This window comes from Bradyrhizobium sp. ISRA430, from assembly GCF_029909975.1.
Lineage (GTDB): Bacteria > Pseudomonadota > Alphaproteobacteria > Rhizobiales > Xanthobacteraceae > Bradyrhizobium.
Window position 1 is genome coordinate 4,220,214 of record NZ_CP094516.1, and the last position, 20,313, is coordinate 4,240,526.

Genomic DNA, 20,313 nt, shown 5'->3' on the forward strand with positions numbered 1-20,313 from the left:
CCGACGTCACGGCCGCCGACGGTAAGCGAGCCGCACAACCGGCCGTAATTGCAGCGCGATGTACCCTCTTCGCCTGGCCGGCACGCGCAGGCAACCCGCTGGAGGCGAACTTCGCCGCCAGCAACAAGCTCACGCAGCCTGCTGGTCGCCTTCTCAGCCCGTCGGCTCTCGTCCTCACAGCGGGCCCTATTGCCACTCTCCGGCGCATCGAAGCCAACGAGCCGATAGACTTGTCCCTGGTGTCTCACTGTGTCGCCGTCAACGGCAAAGATCGCGATCGGCGAGCTGGGCGAGGTCCAGAAATGCGCCACCCCGAGCAGGATCGCCGCTACCACGACGGCAACGGAGGCCCAGCGCAAACGTTCGGCTTGGCTCGGAATGGGACCACGGACATGCGCGGACAATCATATACCGGGCCCGACCCGAAATATGCCTCGTTTTAAGCTCCTGATCCCCGAACCAGGAGTGCCACCCGTAAATTTCCCAATGTCGCGCGCCTCGGAACAGCAGGAAGATTTCAAAAATATGAAATCATCGAAGCGGAAGGAACGGACCGACATCGAACGCAAAAAGCTTTCGGCGATGATACGCCCCAGAACACCGCATGGGCGTCGGACGTACTCAGAATGATCGATGCAGAAAAGGAAGCGAGAGCGGCACATAGCGGGAAGAGCGTTCGCATCGTCATTCTCCGGCTTGGAAGTTGCTTACAGTATGACCATCATCCCGATTGGCCTTATCCCGATTGGCCTTCGAGCGCAGACCGGCGAAAGTTTTGAGTTTCGCGCCAACGGCCGCGGCCTCAAAATGCAAGCGAATAGCAGAACTTCTGCGCCAGCTCGGGATCGACGTACCCGCTCCCATCGATCCATTCGTGTGGGCAATAGCCGAGCGACAAAGGATCGATGAAGATCCCGTCTCGAACGATTGCTTCGCGAGTGCCCATCAGACTGTGGCGACTCTGTCGCGGCTACCCGAGTCAAAACGCAAAGCGTCGAAAACTGCAGTATCATTGGTCACGGCAAACTCCGGCCCGTCTCAAATGAACGATCTGCAATGAATGCAGCGTGTCGCGTCGGCGCTCGAGAGCAAGCAATATCGTTTTTGCAATTGCTCACGCTGGTAGCACCGACACTGATCACCTCAAGAGGATCACGGGAGCCGATTACCTCACACGGCGGGTGCTGATAACGTCAGCTCGTTGTTTCCGAACCAGTGCTGTCGCGAACATTTGAGCCAGAGATTTACGCGAGCTAAATCTCAAGGCGCTGTATCGCGGCCGTCAAGGAGGACGGCATGCAAGAACATCTGGGCGATGGAGGGCTGGGAGGTTATCTCGGTCATTACTTGGGACATGGTGCTCGCCATGAGTGACGACGATCTGCGGTCCCTGCCCCTCCACATGCGCAAGACGAACCTGGAGCGGCTCCTAGCCCGCCGACCGGACAGCATCACCGTGGCGCCGTTTGAACGCGGGGAGATCGGCCCCGATCTATTCCGCGCGGCCTGCCGGATGAGCCTAGAAGTTTGGTGTCCAAGCATCGCGACCGGCCTTACCGTGGTGGCCGGCAGAAGCACTGGATCGATGAAGAACCGGAGCCATCCCGCGATGGGGCGCGAGCTGTAGAAACCTAAATCGGCCGCAACACCCCACCCATCGAGTGATCGCATACTCGAAGGACGGCGCCGGCCGTGAGGAGCTAGCGCTCAAAATTGATCTGGGTCAGGATTTTGTGTTGCCTCTTCGTCAGCGGCGATCTCCAGGGGAATAAGCTAGGGCCGTTCAAGTGAGGGGCCGCTATGCCCAGGGAAATCGCGATAGCGCTTTGGTCCTTAGCTACTCGCCGGTCTAATTGGGGCTCAGCAAGCATTTTCCTACCAGGCGGATGTTAGCGCGAAAGCTGCCATAGTTGTCGATCCGGTTGCCAATCGGGCGGTCAAGGTGACAGGCTGCCTGCTATGCGAGCGCTGCCTAACGCTCAAAATGGATTACCCGTGCCAAAATTGCGCTTCGACGCGAATTGCAAGCCGCCGATTGACGTCGTGGGGACGTTTCGCCGACGCGAGATTGAACCAGGGCATAGCCCGAGCAGAGCAGCATTCCCCTCTGTCCGCTATGCTGTGACCTGCCGGCCCGCCGCGGCCGGGTGAATTGGGGGTTTGTTCGTTTCAGCGTTTCACCGGATGTCCGGCCGCTGACCATGAGATGTCGCGCAACGGGATTTCATTGCGAGGCCCGCAGCCGGGCGGTGTCACAAACCTGTGGCATGGCCATTGCAAAGTTGCAACCAACTGGGATTTCAGCGCTCAGTTTGAGAATAAAACGCTGCCGGGACATGTATTTCGAGCCCGGCAGCGTCCTATTTCGAGATTAGTGGGACAGCCGCCCGCCGATGCGTCGCCTGGCGAGACGAGTTGGCTCGAGCGTCAAACTGATCGAAAATGCTCCTCGTCTATGAAGTCGTCACCACATTGGCGCCTGCGGCTCGAAGCCGGAAAACCGTCCATAACGACCGTACCTGCCGAAGCTGCACAATGTTCATGTCTCGTTTGACATCCGTTCGTATCGTTGAGCCGGAATTGCATAGTTATCCCCGCGCCTGTTCATCTACCGTTCCTATCAGAACACGCGACTTCACCGTTAAATCGGGACATCCAGTGATAAGAATTGCATAGTTTTCCCGGTCGAAAGGCTGCCCCGCCGGCCCTACACGCATCCGCGCCTTCGGATTTTTTTCCTAGCGCATCAGCAGGGCAGCGACGGCGGCCACGAAGCCGACCACCAGAAGGCTGCCGGTCGTGAGCGCGATGAAGTCGATCGATGGGCTGTGATCAAAGTGGTGAAGGCGCATTGTCGCCTCCTTGCATATTGCCCCGCATCAGGCCCCGCCGCCTTGGGGTAGAGAGGGGGTCCGCGGCGACGGGACCCCGCGGCCAGGGGATGAGGCCGCACATAGGCAACGGTCGCGATGGGTGATCCGTTCCGGCCCGCCGAACACACCCGCGCCTGCAGGAAAATTTTCCCTGGTCTACTGGGTGACGCGCTCAACCGCCGCCCGCGCGACTGTCGTACAACGTCGACGATACGAAGGTCGACCCGGCGTAGTGGTGGTGATGGTGCCGCGCCAGCGCGGCGCTGCTACTGACCGCGAACGCTGTCGCGAGGACGATTGCGAAAAATCTCATTCTGAAATCTCCGCCTTTCGGTTGGGGCCCGCGCTGAAGGAATCCAACGGTCGCGACGACCTGTCGTTCCTGATCGCGCGGCCCATACGGAAAAACACTCCGTAGTCGGTGACGAAAAACCCCGATTTCGCAAGGATCGCCACCTCCTTGAAATTAGCTGCTGATTCCGATGATCTCGCCCGGGTGTACCGATTTGATCTCGCCCAGGATTCCGAGATGATCTCGCCCACCATTCCGATTTGATGTCGCCCGGGGCGTGAGGCGTTCTGGCTGTCTGGTTTCTGGCATCGGCGAAGCCGCGTGGTCAATCTTGAATCGCGGCTCGACGGGCGGGTTTTTCTGTTGCTCCTGCTGTGGGCATGTGGGCAACGCCCTTCGCGTTGTCCAAGCGTAGCGGCATGTCCACAGCGCCACAGGCTCAGGCCTTTCGGTCGGGTTTGCGGGTTCGCCGCATGCTTTCGCCGTTGAGATCGATCCGGTGGGCGTTATGGACCAGGCGGTCGAGGACGGCGTCAGCGTAGGTGGGATCGCCGATCAGCGCGTGCCATTGATCGACCGGGAGCTGGCTGGTGACGATGGTGGAGCGGCGGCCGTAGCGGTCCTCGAGGATCTCCAGGAGGTCGTGGCGGGCCGCGGCGTCGAGCGGCTCGAGGCCCCAGTCGTCGAAGATGAGGAGATCGACGCGGCCAAGCGCGCGCAACAGGCGGGAGTGGCGGCCATCGCCGCGCGCCAAAGCAAGATCGGTGAACAGCCGCGGGACGCGCTGGTAGAGCACGGAGCGATTGTCGCGGCAGGCCTTGTTGCCGAGCGCTGAGGCGAGCCAGCTTTTGCCGACGCCGGAGGGCCCGCAGATTAGCAGATTGGCGTGGTCATCGATCCAGCGGCCTTCGACCAGCATCGTCAGCAGGCTGCGGTCGAGGCCGCGTGGGGTGCGGTAGTCGATGTCTTCGACGCAGGCCTCCTGGCGCAGCTTGGCGTATTGCAGCCGCTTCGACAGCCGCTTGTCGCGTCGCAATGACGCTTCGCGTTCGAGCAGCAGCGCGAGCCATTCGGCGTGGCCGAGGCTTGCGGCCTCGCCGCCGGCTTCGATGTCGGCGAAGGCCTTGGCCATGCCATGCAGGCCGAGCGCGTAGAGTTGATCGAGGGTCGGATGCGTAAGCAAGACGTGATCTCCTAATTGTAGTAGCGCGGCCCGCGGATGTTGGGATGAAGGATCGGCGCGTCGTCCGCGGAGCGCTTGGGTGAAGGACGCCGATCGAGATTGTTGGCAAGGATCGATTTGACCGAGCCGTAGGTGCGCGCGCCAATATCGATCGCCCGCATGGCGGCGGCATCGAGCCGCTCGTGCCCGTAGGATCGGGCGAGCCGGATGATGCCGAGACAGGCGCGGAAGCCCTGTTCCGGATGCGCGCGCTCGTCGAGGATCAGGTCGCACAGCGCCGCGGTGGCCGGCCCGATCGAGGCTGCGTCCTTACGGATGCGCTCGATAGTCCAGCCAGCGTAGCGCCGATGACTGGAGGCCATGTGCTCCGGCACCGTCGTGTGCTTGTGGTTGCCGCTCATGCGCTGATGCGCGGCGATCCGCTCACCCTTGTGGAAGATCTCGACGGTGCGAGCCGTGAAGCGCACCTCCACCTCGGCGCGGACGAAGCGATGTGGAACGCTGTAGTAATGCGCCTCGACCTCGACGTGATAATCGATGCTGACCCGGCAGATCCGCCACTCGGCGAACACGTAAGGGTTCTCCGGCAAGGCCTTGAGCGCGGGCCAATCGATCTCCTCCAACAGCTTGCGGCGGGTCACGCCGAGCCGCCGGATCGGCCGCTCCTCGTTGAGCCGGGTGAGCAACTCGGCGATCGCCGCATTGACCTCGGCGAGGCTGTGGAAGATGCGGTGGCGCAGCCGCCCGAGCAGCCAGCGCTCGACCATGAGGACCGCCTGCTCGACCTTCGCCTTGTCTCGTGGTCGTCGCGGCCTGGCTGGCAGAATGGCCGAGCCGTAATGCGCCGCCATGTCGGCGTAGCTGCGGTTGATCTGCGGATCGTAGAGGCAGGCCTTGATCACCGCGACTTTGGTGTTGTCCGGCACCAGCAGCGCCGGCACGCCGTTGATCGCCTCGAAGGCGCCGACGTGGCCGCTGATCCAATCGGCGAGCCCCTGCGTCCAGGTCGCCTGCGCGTAGGTGAAGCTGGAAGCGCCGAGCACCGCGACGAAGATCTGCGCGGCGCGCCGCTCGCCGCTGAGCCGGTCGATCACGACCGGCACGCCGTCACCGGCATAATCGACGAACAGCTTGTCGCCGGCCGCATGCGACTGGCGCATCGTCACCGACAGCCGGCCTTCCCAGGCGCGGTAGAGCTCGCAGAAACGCGAATAGCGATACCCGCCGGGCTCGCTTGCGATGTACTCCTCCCACAGGATCGACAGCGTCACGTGCTTGCGCCGGAGCTCGCGGTGCACCGCCGCCCAGTCCGGCTCCGCCTGCCGGCGATGGCCCCGCCGCGTGCCGGAACCCGCACCGGCGCTGGCGAACAGCCGGGCCTCCAGATCAGTGTCGGTGACGTCATCGGGCAGCGGCCAGGTCAGCCCCGATGCCTCGAACCGCCGGATCGTCAGCCGCACCGTCGAAGGCGCCGTCCCCAACCGCCGCGCAATCTCGCGGGTCGGCATCCCAGCCGACTTCAATCTGATCACTTCGCGCACATGGCGCATCGCAAGCCTCTCCGTCGGCATCCAGGTCCCCCTTCGCAAAGCCGAAAGGCGGGACCGTATCGGAGCCAGAAGAGGCCTCGTCACCCCGGGCGACATCATCCCGGAATGGTGGGCGAGATCATCTCGGAATGGTGGGCGACATCAAATCGGAACGGTGGGCGAGATCATTCCGGAATGGTGGGCGACATCGAGCGGAATCAGCAATTAGCATACGTATAGATAGGCGTATGCTGATCGCCAGCATAGGAGGCCACCATGAAGCGAGTTGGCATCTACTTGCGTGTTTCCACCAAGAACGGCCAGAACACCGAGAGCCAGCGTCGCGAGCTGGAGGCCGTCGCCGCCCGCTCCGGTTGGCAGGTCGTCGACATCTATGAGGATGCTGGTATCAGCGGCGCCAAGGGTCGCGACAAGCGGCCGGCATTCGATCGGCTCCTCAAAGCCGCGACGAGGCGCGAGATCGATATGATCGCGGCCTGGAGCGTCGACCGGCTCGGCCGTAGCGTGCAGCATCTTGTCGGCTTCCTGAATGAGCTGCAGGCGCTAGGCTGTGATCTCTACTTGCATCAGCAAGCGATCGACACGACCACGCCGAGCGGCCGCGCCAATGTTCCAGATGTGCGGCGTCTTCGCCGAGTTCGAGCGCTCCATGATCCGAGAGTGCGTCAATGCCGGGCTTGCGCAGGCAGGTGAGGAGAACACGAGGCTCGGCCGGCCTCCAGTCAAGCCGCAGATCGAGGCGCGCATCCGCGCCCTCCGCGCCAAGGGCATGGGCATCTTGAAGATCGGGAAGACCCTCGGTGTCGGAACCTCGACCGTGCAGAGAGTTCTCAAGCCGGGCGCCTGAATCGATTGACGGCTCCTATCACTGGGTGTTCCATCCAAGCCTTGGCCGCGAGTGGCAGCCATGGTAAAGAACATCGTAGCCGGAGGAGTCGTAGCGGCTTTGATTATCATGGCCTTGATTGGCTACGCCCAAAAGCACCATGAATGTTGGAACGGGCACGTGGTCAAAAATTGGCGGCACGCGCACGTGCTCATAACCCGTGAGCCATGCGGGTCCGTCAGCCCTTCAATTTAGGAACCATTTTCCGCTGATCTCTGTGCAGTCGCGAGCGCGCGTTGCCCCCGCGTTGCCGCGCCTCGGCCTATGACGGTTGTCCGAGCTCGCGATCGTCTGGCGTCAACCGCCTAGCCAAGCGCGGCCGTATGTCCTCGGCGCGGCGACGGGGTCGCTGTCTGGCGATCAGCACTGCGAAGGCGATGATCGCGATGCCGTCAACTGCGAGTGCGTAGCTCTCGTATGGCAACGGCCGTCCCCTGTGCCGCCCAGCAGCCGCAGGCTAGTCGATTCCACCGTCTCTCCTCGGTTCGGTTTGTGACACTGAGCGGCCCGTCTCGCAGGGCTCCTCCCGCGCCTGGCGGTAGCAGCGACAATAGGGACGTTTGAATATTCGGGAAAAAGTGGCAAGTTGCTGTGCCCAAGAATCGGGCAATCTCCAGAGAAGGCTCCAGTCGCTCAGCCCCGGGACTGGGGCCTTTTCCATTTGCGCGCCATGTTGCGCCTAACCGGTGCAACTTATTGATATTAATTAAGTATTTTCACGAGGCAAGTCATTTTGAAATCAGCACCGATACGGTGGACATATCAGGAACATACCCTGCCGATGGACACCCGATGGCCGAGCTATCCAGGATCGATGGACGCACGAAACTGGCGAGGCGTCTCAAGGCCGATGCTGCGCGTCGCCAAGAGATCGCCGCTGGGTTGCTTGCCGATCTCCATCGATGCGCGATCGGATCTGCGCCACCAATACGGCCGCGCTGGTGTTTCTGGCGGAGCAGGCCGAGGCGCGCGGCGAGGACAGCGCCGAACTGCGGCGCCAGGTCAACCAGGCCTTCAGGCCGAGCGCGCGGCCGGCGCCGGCAACGCCGCAGAAGCCCAGTGGTGACGACTTCCTGGCAGAGATGCGCGCACTCGCCACGCCAGAGGCCTCATGAGCGCTCCGCCTTCACGTAGACTCGGGGCTCTGGCCGACGTCCTCATGCTTCACAGCTATCATACCCGCCAACGTGACGGCGCCGTCATCATGATCCCGGCTCAATCGGCGAGGTCCGGCCTCACCGCGGCGAACTGCTAGTCATCCTCCGGCAACGCTCCAGCGCGGCCCTGGTCCGTTAACTTCTCGGCCTCGCTGTTTTGGACGTCGCCGGGAACGGCGACTTGAAGCTCAAGAGGATGCCGAATCCGACTGAGGCACCGCTGCTTCGCGACTTGCTCGGGCTTCACGCGAGGCGGACATGACCCAGCCCGACCCGATCGCCTTCATCAACGCGGTGCTGCGCGATCCTGCGCCCGGTGATCCGGCGACCAGCCGACACTTTGAGCTGCTGCCTGCTGAAATCGCTTTCCTCGAGCACGCCTTCAACCTCGATGAGACCGGCCGCGCGATCTATCCGGAATTGACCTACAGCGCGCCGAAGAAAAGCGGCAAGACCGCATTCGCCGCCATCCTGACGTTGACGGCAACACTCCTCTACGGCGGCCGCAACGCCGAGGCGATCTGCTGTGCCAATGACCTAGAGCAGTCGCAGTCGCGCGTGTTCTCGGCGATCGAGAACATCGTGCAGGAATGGGCGTTCAGTTTCGGAAGTGGCCGCCGAGGGCGTATGTACCGGCCGGAATCAAACAGAACAAGCCCGCGGAAAGTGAGACGACTATGCCGAACGACAAACAAACCTACTCCGAACAGCTAGACGAGATTTGGAAAATCCATTTCGAACAGCACTTCAAGAATGCGAATCTCCTTCTAGTGGGCCATGCTGGGGGCATTAGTCGCCTGCTTCACCGAGAGAACATGCTGCCGTTCCTCAGACTCACGGAATCGGCGCAGTTATCGCGATCGCATGCGCGGGTCTTCTGGCGGCGATCTTGGGCTATGCCTGCCTCTCAGTCTTCTATCTCCCCTCGTCGGCAAGACCGCACCTTAAGAGCGAATTCGAGAACCACGCGCCTAAGTTCATCAACGCGGCGTTTGCAATGCAAATCCTTGCACTCGGTGCTCTAGTGCTGACAGTCGTGATTGTCGGCGTACGACTCGCTCGACTTTAGTCCGCGACTAAACGCGAACAATAACAAAAGCAGCCCGACTGGATGCCGGGGCCGCTATTTGTTCTTTGTGCTTGCCTTGTTCCTACAGGCATTTGGGCAGTGGCTTAGGTTAACCCCTAGTGGCCTAAACGGAGTGGCCTAATTTGACCCGTTGGAGTAGCGCCGCCCTTTCGCCGCGATCTGTTCGCTACGCCCAACTCTGTTCATAGACCTTTGTAGGTAACAAAGGCGTCGTGTGTTCTCGGTTTGTCTTATCCTGTGGTTGGCCGGTACTGGTTATTGGAGACGTGAGGGCATGCACGGCGCCGCGCGGTGCTTTAAATTGATACAATGTCCTGTCGGAGCATCTTGCAATGCTCACCCCTTCACAGTGCCTAGCACTCGCCGACGAATACAAATCCATGGCGCAACAGGCTGAAGTTTCCAAGGAACGCGCGGCGATGCTGATGAATATTGCCAGAAGTCTTGTCGGTCTGGCGACCCAGCTTGATAAGCTCGCAGCCCACATCAGGGATAATGGGAAGTAAGGCCGCCTTGTTGGCGGCTCTTTCACACCAAGTTCTTGAAGTTCATCTGCCGCGATCTTTTTCAATCTGGTTAGCGGTAGCTAGCTTGCATCCGCCCGAGAACTCCTCAATCTCCCGTCCCAAGGTTTGCCATCCCGAGCCGCCAAAAGGGTAGTTCTGTTCGCTTTGGAACGAATGTACATCTTTGCGCTTAGCCCTCTCGTTGAGAGGCTTGAGCAAATGACTGCGCATCACCAGGAAAAGCTGCCAGCGCAGCAGACACAGGACCAACAGCCGCGCTGCCCCGCCTGTGCCGCCTTCCCCCGCCTAACCCAATCCGTACTCGATACCCGGAAGGGCAAGACTGTTCGCCTCTATCAATGCCAGTGTGGCGAACTCATGTGGGACGATTAAGGCCTCCTCGGTTGGCGGCCTTCTTATGTCTGCGGGGCAGCGGCCCCGCCAACGCCGTTACACATGGCGAGGCCGCCTGCGCTCCGGACCGGGGCTGGGGAGCTTGAGCCCGGAGGCCGTCAGACTCTACGCCGCCCGACTGAGAATGATGATTGCCCGAAAGAGGCACTCAATTCGGCGTATCCCAATCTGCCCCACCGGCTGAACCATTGCCTAGATCGTCAGACTAACTTTACCGGGATTTGCATTCCTTCTCGGGGCTGGTAAGCCGCCGCCTGCGCTTCATTTAAGCGGGCGGCGTTTTTACGTCGACGCTGAGGAAGTCGCCAAACCAATTTGCCCACTGCCGCGCTTTGATTTCGCCCAGCCGTTCAACGCCACTCGTTCTCGGGTGCCGTCCCGGATGGCGGCCGAAGCTGCTCGGGTCGTCTTCGATCACTCGCAGATCCTCTAGAACAACCTCTCGCGATTGACGCGGATCGATGCCAGATGTGGATTTTAGCGTACCCAACAACTGCCGCCGAAGTTCTCGCATATCTTCCAGCGCTCGCCGGTTTTTCAGACGCACATACAAGACCAAGACGGAAGCCGAATCCGCCGTCAAGACCACCAAGGTCTGCACCGAACAGTAAGGATTTCGTCCGGGCCGATGCCGACCCTGAGGAAAGAGTGACGACTGACGACTTGAGGAGGAGGACTAACGGTGCCCGTATTGCTGTTGTGGGTCGTTCCCGCGGTGATCGTCATCGGCGGCGTCGGCTATTGATTAGTTCACATGCATTGAGCGAATAAAAGCTCGCTCTGAAACGGCTCGTCCGATTGCTCGGACGGGCCGTTTCTATTTGCCGCGCCCAGTTCTCCCGAATCCTTTCACGTTACCGACGGTTGCAGATCCTGCTCGCGCTCGGTGCCCACGGCGATCAGCACGGCGCTGACGGCCTTCTCCTCGCTGTCAACGATGAAACCGGTTACCCCGTCGTCGATCACCTCCGGCACAGAGCCCGAGCCGCCATGGCCTCAATCAGCAACAGACCGAACGGCTCCGGCCAGTCGATCGGGAACAGTAGGGCTGCTGCCTGCGCGAGGAAGGGCTGCTTCCTCGCCTCGTCGACCTCACCGACGAGCTGCACTCCCTCGCCGTCGATGTGAGGCTCCAGGCGCTTTTTGAAGTAAGCGGTCTCGGCGCGCGGGATGCGCAGCGGCTTTCCCGCGCCGCGCGCGATGCGGATGGCATCTTCCGGACCTTTCTCCGCCGCAAGGCGCCCGAGAAAGGTCAGGTATGATCCTTGTCCGTACGACGGCCGAACAGGTCGACGGGCAGCCTGTGCTGGATCGTGCCGCACCAATTCGCGTCAGGAAGCGGCAGGCGCTGGTGGCCGGAAATCGATACGAAGCTGGCGTCAGGAAATTGCCGAACCACGCTGGGCAGTCCCCGCAGATCGAGCCGCCCGTGTATGGTCGTGAGAAAGGGCACGCCTAACCGGCCGAGCAGCGGGAGATGCAGCCAGTCGATGTGCGCGTGGATCACGTCGAACTCCTTCGCCCGTTTGGAAATCGCCTCCAGCAGCAGCGCGCAAGCCGCATTCGGATCGGTGCGTTTCCGTTCGAGGCGCAGCGCGTGAGGCCACACCGGATGAAGCTTGCCGCGCGTCCGGGAATCCCCGCTCGCAAAGAGGGTGACGTCATGCCCCAGCTCGACGAGTTCTCGACCAGCCAGGCGACCACCCGCTCCGTGCCGCCGTAAAGCCTGGGAGGGGGACGCTTTCGGCCAAGGGAGCGAGTTGGGCGATGCGCATCGGAGCCTACCCGCTAAGCCCCTAAAACCGATCGAAGAACCAGCACGATCGCTCCGGAAAGGAGATACGAAACGGCAAGCAGCGTCCAATCCGGCCGCGCGCTTTCGGCCGCGATCCGTCCGACCAACCCTTCCATCCGCCTCAACATTCGTCCTCGGAAAGTCGCGCGAGATAAGCTAGTCCAAAGCTCGCCAGCTCTTCGACATCACCTTCACGCGCCTGCCATCTCCCGTGCAGATGGCGCTCGAGCAGGCAACGACGGCTGTCCGCTGCATCGACACCATCATGGGTCGCCCGGTACACGGACCAAGCGGTGTCTACGGCCTTTTTTAGCGAGACTTCATCGGCCACTTCTCGAGCTCCGGTCACCGAAACATCGTCTGCCGGCAACTCCTTTTCAGGTGAAAGTTTCCAGTGCTTCTCGAAGACGCCGAGCGCTTGGGTAGCGCATCCGCTCGACAGGACGGACCCGCCGCGGCCTCAGCGGCCATAGAGGCTCTACGGCGCTTGTGGCCCGGGCGGCGCGGCGACGTTGCGGAGCTGGGCGATGGCGGTGTCGAGCAGCATCGGCGCGAGGGGCTTTGCAGAAGGATACTGCCGGGGACGCTGCTCCGGGGGACAGACGCCACCATGGGAAGTGAACGAGGCGGCAAGCGGCAGCGAAGCGCCGAGCAGCCCGTGCCCGGCCTTACGCCGCGAACCGATCCGAGAAGCCGCCCGTCCAGCAGCCGCTGCTCTCGCTCGATGCGGCTTTCGATAGAGTTCGCGCTCAGGTTCGGTTTTGCGCTCGCGAGAAGGAGCCGGTAGTGTCCGATGACTTTCTCGCTGCCACGGATGAGCAGCTCGCGAACGTCGCTCATGGCTTCGCCTCCAAGCTGGCGGGATCGGCTTTCGGAAGGGGGAATGCGACCGGAAAGGTTTCGCTGGCGAGTGCCTGGAGCGCTGTCTGCTCCTCGGCGAGGCGTCTTTCGATAAACTGACGTTCCAGCTCCGACAGCTTCGTTCGAAGCAGCCGTCGATAGCGGTGGATGTTGTTGCGGTGCGCACGAATGCGGGCCAGATCTTCGTCGAGCATCGTCGCCACTCCTGACGGTCGTCACGGTCCTTTTGGATGTTGAAAAACTGGGAAAGAGAACTTCCCGGCGAAAAAAAATATTCGTGGGCGATCCTCTGTCAAGACGCCTCTCGCCGCATCTCCGAATCCATCGGAAAGGCGGCGCTGGGGGGACGACGAGCGGTGCTGGGATCGTTGCAAAATTTTTTGCGACCGCCCTCTTGAACCGGCTTCCCTTTTTTCTAACTCATTTTTCGCCGCGAGAGCGGTGTGCCGGGCGCCTTCGCGGGTCCGGCCCGGGCGCCGGGATCGGTGTCTTCGGACCCTTCTGAAACCCCACTCCTGCGCTCCTTCGTATCCATCTTGCTCTTTGGAGAACTTGGTTATGAGGACCACGTTTGACTTCGCGCCCCTGTGGCGCTCCACCATCGGCTTCGACCACCTGGCCGATCTCGTCGACAGCACGCTGCGCCAGGCGAGCGAAGACCATTATCCCCCGTACAACATCGAACGCACCAGCGAGGACCATTACCGGATCTCGCTCGCCGTCGCCGGCTTCGGCGCCGACGACATCGCCGTGACGGCCGAGCAGAACGCGCTCACCATCGAGGGCAGGAAGCCCGAGAAAGCCGCCGGCGAGTTCCTGTACCAGGGCATCGCCGCGCGTCCGTTCCGGCGCGTGTTCAACCTCGCCGACTACGTCCAGGTGAAGGAGGCGGCCTTCCGCGACGGACTGTTGATCATCGATCTCGTCCGCGAGGTGCCGGAGGCCATGAAGCCGCGCCGGATCCAGATCGGAGGCGGCGCCTCGGCCTCGGCACAGATCGAGCAGAAGGCGGCCTGACGCTTGGTCGAGCTTCTGAGCGGGAACGCGGCGCGCGCGAGCGCGGCCGCGTTCCCTTCCGCATGCAGGAGAACAACCATGGCAATTCGAGATCTCATTCCCCGGTCGCGCAATCAGGACCTGGCGCCGACGCGCGGCAACTACGATCCGTTCATGACGCTTCATCGCGAGATGAACCGCCTGTTCGACCACGTCTTCCGCGGCTTCGGCGGCACAGGCCTGTCGCCGTTCACGGAAGGGCAATTCGGCTGGCCCAAGATCGAGCTCAGCGAGACCGACAAGATGCTGACGATCTCGGCCGAACTTCCCGGTTTGACGGAGAAGGACGTCGAGATCGAAATCGCGAATGGGGTCCTGACCATCTGCGGCGAGAAGAAGAGCGAGCGCAACGACGAAGGCAAATACTTCACCGAGCGCTACTACGGCTCGTTCCAGCGGCAGATCGCGCTCGAAGACGTCGAGGAGGACAAGGCCGAGGCGTCGTTCAACAACGGCGTCCTGACGATCTCGCTGCCGAAAGCTGAAAAGCCGCGAGCGGGCGTCAAACGCATCGCGATCAATAAGCAGTAAAGACCATCACGGGCGGCGGTCGCCGCCGCCCGAACCCACGGCAAATCGTCCCGAGGAAAGGAGCGTAAAGGGAGGAAATCGATGACCAATGCCAACACGATACCGGCGATCTCAATCCCCTCTTCCATCCGGCCGCGCACTATGCGTCTGGCTTGGACCTTTGTGTCGGGACGACCAAACGATCGAGGCGAACGGCGAAGAGATCAAAGCCGACGAGATCCCTGGCTGACGCTGCGCGGTGCTGCGCGTCGTTGGCAGCACCGACAATCTGGAGCCCGCCGCGCTCTACCTCTATCACGATGAGGAAGCACGCGACTTCCCGATCTATTGCCGCGGCTGAGCTTCTTCCCGAGGTGCCGGAGCATGAGACCGCCGCGGAACTGTTTTTGCCGCTGAAATAGCGCCCTCTGACGGCGGCCTGTCCCTTCCGATCGCAAACAGGCCCGCTACCCCAATCTCGGTCTTTATGGGTTTACGGCCTAACTAATTAGGACAGGACCTATTACGCTCGAACCCTATAGGATTCGGGTTGTTTAATCAGCCCGCCATGGAGGACTCCCAAGGAAACTGACACCCAGCGAATACTAGCAGATGCGCGCCGAAGAATTCCGTGCCAAGGCGGATAATGCGAGCGTCGCCAGACCAAGTAGAGCCTGCGCAAGGTGGCAGAGGCTTACGATGATCTCGCGCGCCGCGCTAAGCAGGTCCCGTCGAAGACCTAGACGAGCGCCGAAGGACCGAGGCTCGCCCCCGTCATTTGGAACTTCAAAACGAGTGCTTCATTTCTTCCGTATGCGCCACGCGACAGTTCGCAAATAGACGCCCGAGCAAATCGAGCTCTTACAGAGCTTGGTTCACAAAGGTGTTTCGCCGTACCGCACGTCCGTGATGCTCAAGCGCTCGATAGATTCAGTTCGGCACAAAGCACGCGAGGTGGTGTACCTTTTCCCTTGGAGCGAGTTCTTCGCGCGAAGCGACGGGCCCAAGAGGCGAATGCTAAGGACGACCATCGCTTCGACAACCCTAACAGCTGACCAACCTATCGAGCGGCCCGTGACGAGCGCCCGAGTGAGGCGGCTCCGGCCTGTGGGGCGGGGAGCTGGGTTGAAGGCCGGGGCCCGCTTGTGGATGCTTGGCCCTGGCAAGGCCGAGTGGTTGCGAGCTTGCTCAAAGCCTGTTCGCCGGGCTCGAGAGTGCATTCACGACCTTCGGCGGCGTGCCGGAGGAAGTGCTGACGGACAATCCACGTGCGTTCGTCGTGCGCCATGACGCGGTGAGCCGGTCGGTTCAGCGACAAGCTGATCGCGTTTGCGAAGCATTGGGGCTTCCGTCCTCGCGCCTGCGCGCCGAATCGGGCGCGCACGAAGGGCAAGACGGAGAATGGCGTCGGCTACGTGAAGAAGAACGCGATCGCGGGGCATTCCTTCGCCAGCTGGGAGGTATTTGAGGCGCATCTCGCCGAGTGGGAGCGTGAGGTGGCAAACGTGCGTATCCACGGCACGACCGGCGAGGCGCCGATCGCCCGCTTTGCGCGTGACGAAGCACACCGGTTGAGACCGCTCGGCGGGCAACCGTCGTTCGGCAACGATTGTGCCTCGAGATCGACACGAACAGCTACTCGGTGCCGTGGCGGCTGATCGGCGAGCGCGTGGCGGTGACGGTTGCGGCCGGCGAGGTGCGCATCCGCCACGGCATGCGCGAGGTTGCAGTCCACAAGCAATCGGAAGGTCGCCGGCTGCGGATCGTCGATTCCGCCCACCTCGACGGCGTTGCAGGTCGCAATGGCACGGTCTGCCGACCGGCAACCGCGACACCGACAGTGCCGGCGCCACTGCCCTCGTTGTTGCGTCCTCTTGCCGAATACGAAGCAGCGATCGGAGGGAGCTTCTGATGGCGCGCACAAAGAAGGCTACCGAAGCACCAATCGATCGGCTCGACGCCATGCTGGCGCGATTGCAGCTCTCTGGCATCCGCGACCAGCTCGAGCAACCTGCTCGACGAGGCGGCGCGCGCAAACCTGTCGGCGCGTGAGACGCTGATCCTGCTGTGCGAGCGCGAGATAGCCATAAACCCCGGGGACGTGACGCATCGAAGCTAATATCTTCTTTGCTCCTAAACCCAAAGCCGACCGGCGAAGCGTCGCCCGAGATGCTCAAGGCAGAGGATCAGGAGCGCGACTCGATACGGTTTGCGAGAAACTCGGCGTCTTCGCCAACGCCCAAAGAAACGACGATTTTACCTTGTGCATCCCAGCCAGGCCGAGAAAGTAGAGTCCCGGCCCGCTTGTCGCGCCGCAATTTCTGAAGCGGCGCGCCACGCGCATCGAAGACACTGCAGCTCGTCCGACTGAAATCGTAACTTTCGCCTAACGCCCAGATCACCGTGCCGATCCCGGTATCAGGCAGGTCGAGCGCTTCGATCTCGTGCTGTTCCAGCCTCCCTCGTCGTGCTTCCTCGGACTCTCCGTCGGGCGGGGCGCTGGCACCGGTATACGGGTCGAGCGAGGATACCCGTGGCGGAACGTTTCATCGCCGGCTTCGAGATTCCTATTGAGGCCGGTCGCGAGTCTCAGACGTTCAGCTAGCGCTCGATATGCGCCCCTCGAAACCATTGACCGCCGCACTTACTCGCAGTCCTGCTCGGCCGCCGTCACCTTTTGCTCAGACGGTGCGGGCTCGGCCGCACCGGCCGTCGCCTTCTTTGATTGTTCAGTGGGTGCGGGACGGGTCTGCTCGACCGTGCCTGCCGTCCTATCCGGTTGCTGCGTGGAGGGTGCGGGCTGGGCCGCCGTTGATTGCTCGGCAGCGGTGGGCTGGCTCTGCATCTGCCGCTGCGCGTCTTCCGACGACGTTGCGGTATGCTCCGAGGCTTTGCTCATCGAAGATGTCGGCGGATGCTCCTTGGAATCAGTTGCTGTGGAACCAGTAGTTTGTCCGGTATAGCCCGGGACCTTTCCTGACCCTGCATCGCGGCTCGCCGTGTTGCAGGGACCGGCATACACGGAGGTGGCGCTGAAGGCGAGCACCGCGCCCAAGATCACAAGTCTGTTCGTAATCATAGCCCTTCTCCTCAGATGGACTCTGGACGATTGAACAAAAGTAGGGGCCTTCCGTTCCTGACGCGCGCGAGCAGCGCCAACATTCACGAGTGGCTGAGTTCACGGGCTTAAAATCGTCCACCTAAAATAAGGCGGCTTCAGTTGGCGGCCTATTCCTCTTGATCATCGTCTTTGCCCGTTCGCCTTCTACCAGAAGGCGAACATATCTCGACCAACGGAGTCTCAAGGACAACTTCGGCTAGCTGGTTGAATGGATTGTGACCTTGGCGCAGGTTCTTCGCCATACCGGACGTTGTCGGAAGCGATGTCGGCAACGATAGGCTTATGGTTGGCGCCACGACATGTTTTCCGAAGCCAGGAACGCCCGCGTAGCGGCCGAGTTAAGCTGACAAAATCCACTTGTGAGGGGAGACGAAGCCATGGCCCGTGCAACAGCCCATCCGGATCATCAATGCATCTCAAGCGAAGACATTCAAGGAACCGAGGTTTATGGAGCAGATGGAAAGAACATCGGTGAGATTGATCACCTCATCATCGACAAAGTGTCAGGTCGCGTGGCTTATGCCGTTATGAGCTTTGGCGGATTTGTTGGGTTGGGCCACAGCCACTACCCCATTCCCTGGGGGGCTCTGACCTATGATACGTCGCTTCGCGGTTTTCGAACCAATATCACCGAGCAACAGCTGAGGGACGCGCCTGAGTTCAGTGATGACTCGTGGCAGGATCGAGACTGGGAAACGCGCACCCACCAGTACTATGGCACGCCTACGTACTGGGAGGCGCGACCAGGTGGACTATAAAGCGAGGCACCGCATCTGAGAATCTTAGTCGTGAGTGCTAACTGATTCATTGAAGAACTGATCTACCAGCTTCACAGAGATCGGTGCGAGGCGGCCGCTGCCCAGTGCAGCAAAAACCCTTTCTAATCGTCGCCTTCAACACCAGCGATAGCGCTGGTCGCGATGTCAGCGACAAGATCGCAGAGACGCTGCATCAGCTCTGCGGATCGCGATGAGGTGCCGCTCTCGCTGAAGGAAATCCTGCTTCGCCGCGGTCTGAGACACGTCAAACCTCACTGCGGCCACTCCTTGTAAAGCGTCACGCCCCTCATGATCAGCGAGCCGATGCGCGCCGGTTTAGCCGAGCGCACGCTTGCCAAGCGTTTTTCACAAAAAGAACTTACGGAGGATGCGACCATGCGGCTGTCGTGGTTGCGGCTGCCGAGGCTGCCGAGGTTGCGGCTGCGCTGGCTGCCGAGGTTGCGGTTGCGGCGGCGGCAATACCTCCGGCTTCGGCGGCGGCCAAGCGTCCCAATCTGGCGGCCAGCCTCAATGATTTTGCCGATCGGCCGGCGCTTCAAGCCCACCCAACGAGCGCCATGGCAGTAGTCTTCCGGACAGGGACAGGGGCCCGCCCGCCTGCATATGCGGCGACGCGGGAATGGCTTGCCCCATTTGCAATCAGATCGATCCCGGCGATCCTGTCGACGTCTCCCGGAGATGCCGGAGCGGTTTCTTCCCGACGTGAAGCGCAGGGAATGAGCACCGTCCCCAGCCCGAATCGCGATGGGGCTCGCTCATGAAGCTCACAGCCGAACGTCCATTTGCCAACCCGGAAGCCGCAGCGCGCAAACTGGTCGAGATCGCCACCGGCATCGAGGCCGTCCAGGACGGCCGCATTCACATCGAGAAAATCAACGCGCCATTCCTGTACACTCTCAAGGCCAGCGGGCCGGAGTTCGGCGCCGGCATCAAGTACGCCCTCGAAAAAGGCTGGCTCGAGATGCACGAGAGCGGGACCTACGTGCGGCTGCTGGCGCCGGGCCAAAATTTGCTCACTGAGTAGATAAATCGGCCCCAGCCGGTGGGACTGGGGCCTAGTGGGCGACACGTCTTGCGAAAGGATGGGCCGCAAGACTGATCGTTGAACTGGCTGCGGGAGCCCTCGTTCCTAACCAAACGACCCCACGTCGGGCAAGAAACTGTACAATGCGGCATGGACCGCGCCATGCTGGGGCATCACCTGGCCATCGCTGAGCGTCACGCTGTGCAAAGCAGGCAGCTTCTTGGCCGGCAAGAGGAGCTGGTAGCTCAGCTAGACCGAGACGGCCGTGACACCATGGAGGCCCCGAAAGGTGCTCGCCACGTCAAACCCAACTTTTGCAGGAACAGGACGTTGAGCGCCTCTCAAACGATTTGGGAGAACCAGAACCACGACTGAGATGCCTCTGATATTGACGACGATCGGTTTCGTCGTAATCGGATCAATCGTGGCCTCGAAATCAAGGCCGCGCACGAGAGCAGGCGCCTCGAAAGGTAAGCCGCTCTTCAATTGGGGGATTCCTTCATCGATTTCGATGGCCCGCAAAAACAACCCCGGCCTTTGAGGGGAGTCGGACCGGAAAGGCCGGGGCCCGCTGGAGGAAGCTTGGTCCTCGGGCTAGCAAGGGCCAAGCGAAAACAGGCTACTCAACTCATCGCGTTGTTCTGTTCGCTTCAGCACTGTTCCGGACAGGAACTTCAGTAGATTCGTAAAATCCCGTTCGAGTGCCTATCTTTTGGGCCCATGCGTAAGACGTACGAGCTCTGCCTCGCGACCTCCGGCAAGCAGGTCCCCAACGGGCCGGACTGGATCCATGAATCGTTGAACGCAATTGGCCCCACCTTGCTCGCGAAGCTACCGCCGGAAGAACTCTGATGACGCGGGAGCAGCCAGCAGCGGATTCGACGGGCAAATACAATATGAGCGGCGGCGCAAATGGGAAAAGCCGCAGCGTGGTTCCAGCCCCCACTGCGGCCATCCCGGACAAATTAGAAATTGGTGCTCAAATCTCGCCGGTGTTCTTTTAGTAGAACACCCCTTTCCGAAAATGGAGTCCGGACAACTACCGGAGTGCGAGCTTCTACCATTGAACTTAAGAGCGAACGTGGCACGGCTAGCGCTTCTAGCCCCAATGCTCCCGGCTGCCAATCCCATTGCGGATCAGAGCGCTGGGGGTTGCTGCGCCCGCCAGCGTGAACCGGCGTGTCACAAACCCGTGGCATGACCCTTGCTAAATCCA

General features: G+C 61.4%; 20 protein-coding genes and 3 pseudogenes. 14 read left to right on the forward strand and 9 right to left on the reverse strand.

All coding sequences use genetic code 11. The features are described from left to right. Window positions 1-1,366: 1,366 nt before the first annotated feature. Window positions 1,367-1,627 carry a hypothetical protein gene (locus MTX21_RS20115; protein ID WP_341511986.1) on the forward strand — a complete coding sequence of 87 codons (261 nt, stop codon included), beginning with the start codon at window positions 1,367-1,369 and terminating at the stop codon, window positions 1,625-1,627. 1,418 nt (window positions 1,628-3,045) lie between these two features. On the opposite strand, the gene MTX21_RS20120 is transcribed toward MTX21_RS20115, so the two are convergent. The 3 genes from MTX21_RS20120 to istA all read right to left on the reverse strand — a co-directional run bounded on the left by MTX21_RS20120 (window position 3,046) and on the right by istA (window position 5,898). After that, complete coding sequence (locus tag MTX21_RS20120; RefSeq protein WP_280966470.1) at window positions 3,046-3,186, reverse strand: hypothetical protein; 141 nt, start codon at window positions 3,184-3,186, stop codon at window positions 3,046-3,048. Window positions 3,187-3,604: 418 nt separating this feature from the next. Continuing rightward, window positions 3,605-4,348 (reverse strand): IS21-like element helper ATPase IstB, encoded by a 744-nt coding sequence (istB, locus tag MTX21_RS20125; protein ID WP_280964598.1) that lies wholly within the window; start codon window positions 4,346-4,348, stop codon window positions 3,605-3,607. A gap of 11 nt (window positions 4,349-4,359) precedes the next feature. Beyond that, window positions 4,360-5,898, reverse strand: a complete 1,539-nt coding sequence (gene istA, locus MTX21_RS20130) for an IS21 family transposase (protein WP_280971017.1) — start codon at window positions 5,896-5,898, stop codon at window positions 4,360-4,362. Between the two features lie 255 nt (window positions 5,899-6,153). Here istA and MTX21_RS20135 point away from each other — a divergent pair, with 255 nt between their 5' ends. The 5 genes from MTX21_RS20135 (at window position 6,154) to MTX21_RS20155 (ending at window position 9,537) form a co-directional block, all read left to right on the forward strand. Beyond that, window positions 6,154-6,591 (forward strand): recombinase family protein, encoded by a 438-nt coding sequence (locus MTX21_RS20135; RefSeq protein ID WP_280966471.1) that lies wholly within the window; start codon window positions 6,154-6,156, stop codon window positions 6,589-6,591. Continuing rightward, window positions 6,515-6,745 (forward strand): hypothetical protein, encoded by a 231-nt coding sequence (locus MTX21_RS20140; protein ID WP_280966472.1) that lies wholly within the window; start codon window positions 6,515-6,517, stop codon window positions 6,743-6,745. The genes MTX21_RS20135 and MTX21_RS20140 overlap by 77 nt, the downstream gene beginning before the upstream one ends. Window positions 6,746-7,686: 941 nt before the next feature. Next, window positions 7,687-7,899, forward strand: coding sequence for a hypothetical protein (locus tag MTX21_RS20145; protein WP_280966473.1), 213 nt, complete (start codon window positions 7,687-7,689; stop codon window positions 7,897-7,899). A 300-nt stretch (window positions 7,900-8,199) separates the two neighbouring features. Further along, entirely contained in the window at window positions 8,200-8,655 is a 456-nt protein-coding gene (locus tag MTX21_RS20150; protein ID WP_280966474.1) for a hypothetical protein, read from the forward strand. Window positions 8,656-9,363: 708 nt separating this feature from the next. Next, the gene (locus MTX21_RS20155) at window positions 9,364-9,537 is read left to right on the forward strand and encodes a hypothetical protein (protein WP_280966475.1); all 174 of its coding nucleotides are present in this window, start codon (window positions 9,364-9,366) and stop codon (window positions 9,535-9,537) included. Between the two features lie 679 nt (window positions 9,538-10,216). On the opposite strand, the gene MTX21_RS20160 is transcribed toward MTX21_RS20155, so the two are convergent. The 4 genes and pseudogenes from MTX21_RS20160 to MTX21_RS20175 form a co-directional block, all read right to left on the reverse strand. Continuing rightward, window positions 10,217-10,552: a hypothetical protein gene (locus tag MTX21_RS20160; protein WP_280966476.1), complete on the reverse strand. Its 336-nt coding sequence runs from the start codon at window positions 10,550-10,552 to the stop codon at window positions 10,217-10,219. Window positions 10,553-10,854: 302 nt separating this feature from the next. Further along, window positions 10,855-11,726 (reverse strand): annotated as a pseudogene (locus tag MTX21_RS20165) (glycosyltransferase family 4 protein); the annotation flags it as partial. A gap of 141 nt (window positions 11,727-11,867) precedes the next feature. Next, window positions 11,868-12,077, reverse strand: a complete 210-nt coding sequence (locus MTX21_RS20170; protein ID WP_280966477.1) for a hypothetical protein — start codon at window positions 12,075-12,077, stop codon at window positions 11,868-11,870. A 505-nt stretch (window positions 12,078-12,582) separates the two neighbouring features. Continuing rightward, window positions 12,583-12,801: a hypothetical protein gene (locus tag MTX21_RS20175; protein ID WP_280966478.1), complete on the reverse strand. Its 219-nt coding sequence runs from the start codon at window positions 12,799-12,801 to the stop codon at window positions 12,583-12,585. A gap of 364 nt (window positions 12,802-13,165) precedes the next feature. On the opposite strand from MTX21_RS20175, the gene MTX21_RS20180 reads away from it, so the two are divergent. The 5 genes and pseudogenes from MTX21_RS20180 (at window position 13,166) to MTX21_RS20200 (ending at window position 16,225) form a co-directional block, all read left to right on the forward strand. Beyond that, on the forward strand, window positions 13,166-13,624 hold the full coding sequence (locus MTX21_RS20180) for an Hsp20 family protein (protein ID WP_280966479.1): 459 nt from the start codon (window positions 13,166-13,168) through the stop codon (window positions 13,622-13,624). A gap of 78 nt (window positions 13,625-13,702) precedes the next feature. Then, window positions 13,703-14,194 (forward strand): Hsp20/alpha crystallin family protein, encoded by a 492-nt coding sequence (locus MTX21_RS20185; RefSeq protein WP_280966480.1) that lies wholly within the window; start codon window positions 13,703-13,705, stop codon window positions 14,192-14,194. A 172-nt stretch (window positions 14,195-14,366) separates the two neighbouring features. Then, window positions 14,367-14,595 (forward strand): annotated as a pseudogene (locus tag MTX21_RS20190) (GyrI-like domain-containing protein); the annotation flags it as partial. Between the two features lie 776 nt (window positions 14,596-15,371). Further along, window positions 15,372-16,085, forward strand: a pseudogene (locus MTX21_RS20195) (IS21 family transposase); the annotation flags it as partial. Continuing rightward, on the forward strand, window positions 16,085-16,225 hold the full coding sequence (locus MTX21_RS20200) for a hypothetical protein (RefSeq protein WP_280966481.1): 141 nt from the start codon (window positions 16,085-16,087) through the stop codon (window positions 16,223-16,225). The pseudogene MTX21_RS20195 and the gene MTX21_RS20200, both read left to right, overlap by 1 nt. Window positions 16,226-16,817: 592 nt before the next feature. Here the strand turns inward: MTX21_RS20200 and MTX21_RS20205 are convergent. Next, on the reverse strand, window positions 16,818-17,252 hold the full coding sequence (locus MTX21_RS20205) for a hypothetical protein (protein ID WP_280966482.1): 435 nt from the start codon (window positions 17,250-17,252) through the stop codon (window positions 16,818-16,820). Window positions 17,253-17,671: 419 nt separating this feature from the next. Here MTX21_RS20205 and MTX21_RS20210 point away from each other — a divergent pair, with 419 nt between their 5' ends. Then, window positions 17,672-18,052 carry a PRC-barrel domain-containing protein gene (locus MTX21_RS20210; protein ID WP_280966483.1) on the forward strand — a complete coding sequence of 127 codons (381 nt, stop codon included), beginning with the start codon at window positions 17,672-17,674 and terminating at the stop codon, window positions 18,050-18,052. A gap of 272 nt (window positions 18,053-18,324) precedes the next feature. Here MTX21_RS20210 and MTX21_RS20215 read toward each other — a convergent pair whose 3' ends face one another. Beyond that, window positions 18,325-18,612: a hypothetical protein gene (locus MTX21_RS20215; protein WP_280966484.1), complete on the reverse strand. Its 288-nt coding sequence runs from the start codon at window positions 18,610-18,612 to the stop codon at window positions 18,325-18,327. 218 nt (window positions 18,613-18,830) lie between these two features. On the opposite strand from MTX21_RS20215, the gene MTX21_RS20220 reads away from it, so the two are divergent. Both MTX21_RS20220 and MTX21_RS20225 read left to right on the forward strand, forming a co-directional pair. Further along, the gene (locus MTX21_RS20220) at window positions 18,831-19,097 is read left to right on the forward strand and encodes a hypothetical protein (RefSeq protein WP_280966485.1); all 267 of its coding nucleotides are present in this window, start codon (window positions 18,831-18,833) and stop codon (window positions 19,095-19,097) included. 851 nt (window positions 19,098-19,948) lie between these two features. Continuing rightward, window positions 19,949-20,101, forward strand: coding sequence for a hypothetical protein (locus MTX21_RS20225; protein ID WP_280966486.1), 153 nt, complete (start codon window positions 19,949-19,951; stop codon window positions 20,099-20,101). Window positions 20,102-20,313: the final 212 nt, after the last annotated feature.

Bases quoted from the DNA above. Each gene is read 5' to 3' on its own strand.
- MTX21_RS20150 (WP_280966474.1), top strand. From the start codon at position 8,200: ATGACCCAGCCCGACCCGATCGCCTTCATCAACGCGGTGCTGCGCGAT.
- istA (WP_280971017.1), bottom strand. From the start codon at position 5,898: ATGCGCCATGTGCGCGAAGTGATCAGATTGAAGTCGGCTGGGATGCCG.
- MTX21_RS20185 (WP_280966480.1), top strand. From the start codon at position 13,703: ATGGCAATTCGAGATCTCATTCCCCGGTCGCGCAATCAGGACCTGGCG.
- MTX21_RS20120 (WP_280966470.1), bottom strand. From the start codon at position 3,186: ATGAGATTTTTCGCAATCGTCCTCGCGACAGCGTTCGCGGTCAGTAGC.
- MTX21_RS20220 (WP_280966485.1), top strand. From the start codon at position 18,831: ATGAAGCTCACAGCCGAACGTCCATTTGCCAACCCGGAAGCCGCAGCG.
- MTX21_RS20115 (WP_341511986.1), top strand. From the start codon at position 1,367: ATGAGTGACGACGATCTGCGGTCCCTGCCCCTCCACATGCGCAAGACG.
- MTX21_RS20210 (WP_280966483.1), top strand. From the start codon at position 17,672: ATGGCCCGTGCAACAGCCCATCCGGATCATCAATGCATCTCAAGCGAA.
- MTX21_RS20205 (WP_280966482.1), bottom strand. From the start codon at position 17,252: ATGATTACGAACAGACTTGTGATCTTGGGCGCGGTGCTCGCCTTCAGC.
- MTX21_RS20175 (WP_280966478.1), bottom strand. From the start codon at position 12,801: ATGCTCGACGAAGATCTGGCCCGCATTCGTGCGCACCGCAACAACATC.
- MTX21_RS20200 (WP_280966481.1), top strand. From the start codon at position 16,085: ATGGCGCGCACAAAGAAGGCTACCGAAGCACCAATCGATCGGCTCGAC.
- MTX21_RS20225 (WP_280966486.1), top strand. From the start codon at position 19,949: ATGACGCGGGAGCAGCCAGCAGCGGATTCGACGGGCAAATACAATATG.
- MTX21_RS20180 (WP_280966479.1), top strand. From the start codon at position 13,166: ATGAGGACCACGTTTGACTTCGCGCCCCTGTGGCGCTCCACCATCGGC.
- MTX21_RS20145 (WP_280966473.1), top strand. From the start codon at position 7,687: ATGCGCGATCGGATCTGCGCCACCAATACGGCCGCGCTGGTGTTTCTG.
- MTX21_RS20135 (WP_280966471.1), top strand. From the start codon at position 6,154: ATGAAGCGAGTTGGCATCTACTTGCGTGTTTCCACCAAGAACGGCCAG.
- MTX21_RS20155 (WP_280966475.1), top strand. From the start codon at position 9,364: ATGCTCACCCCTTCACAGTGCCTAGCACTCGCCGACGAATACAAATCC.
- MTX21_RS20140 (WP_280966472.1), top strand. From the start codon at position 6,515: ATGTGCGGCGTCTTCGCCGAGTTCGAGCGCTCCATGATCCGAGAGTGC.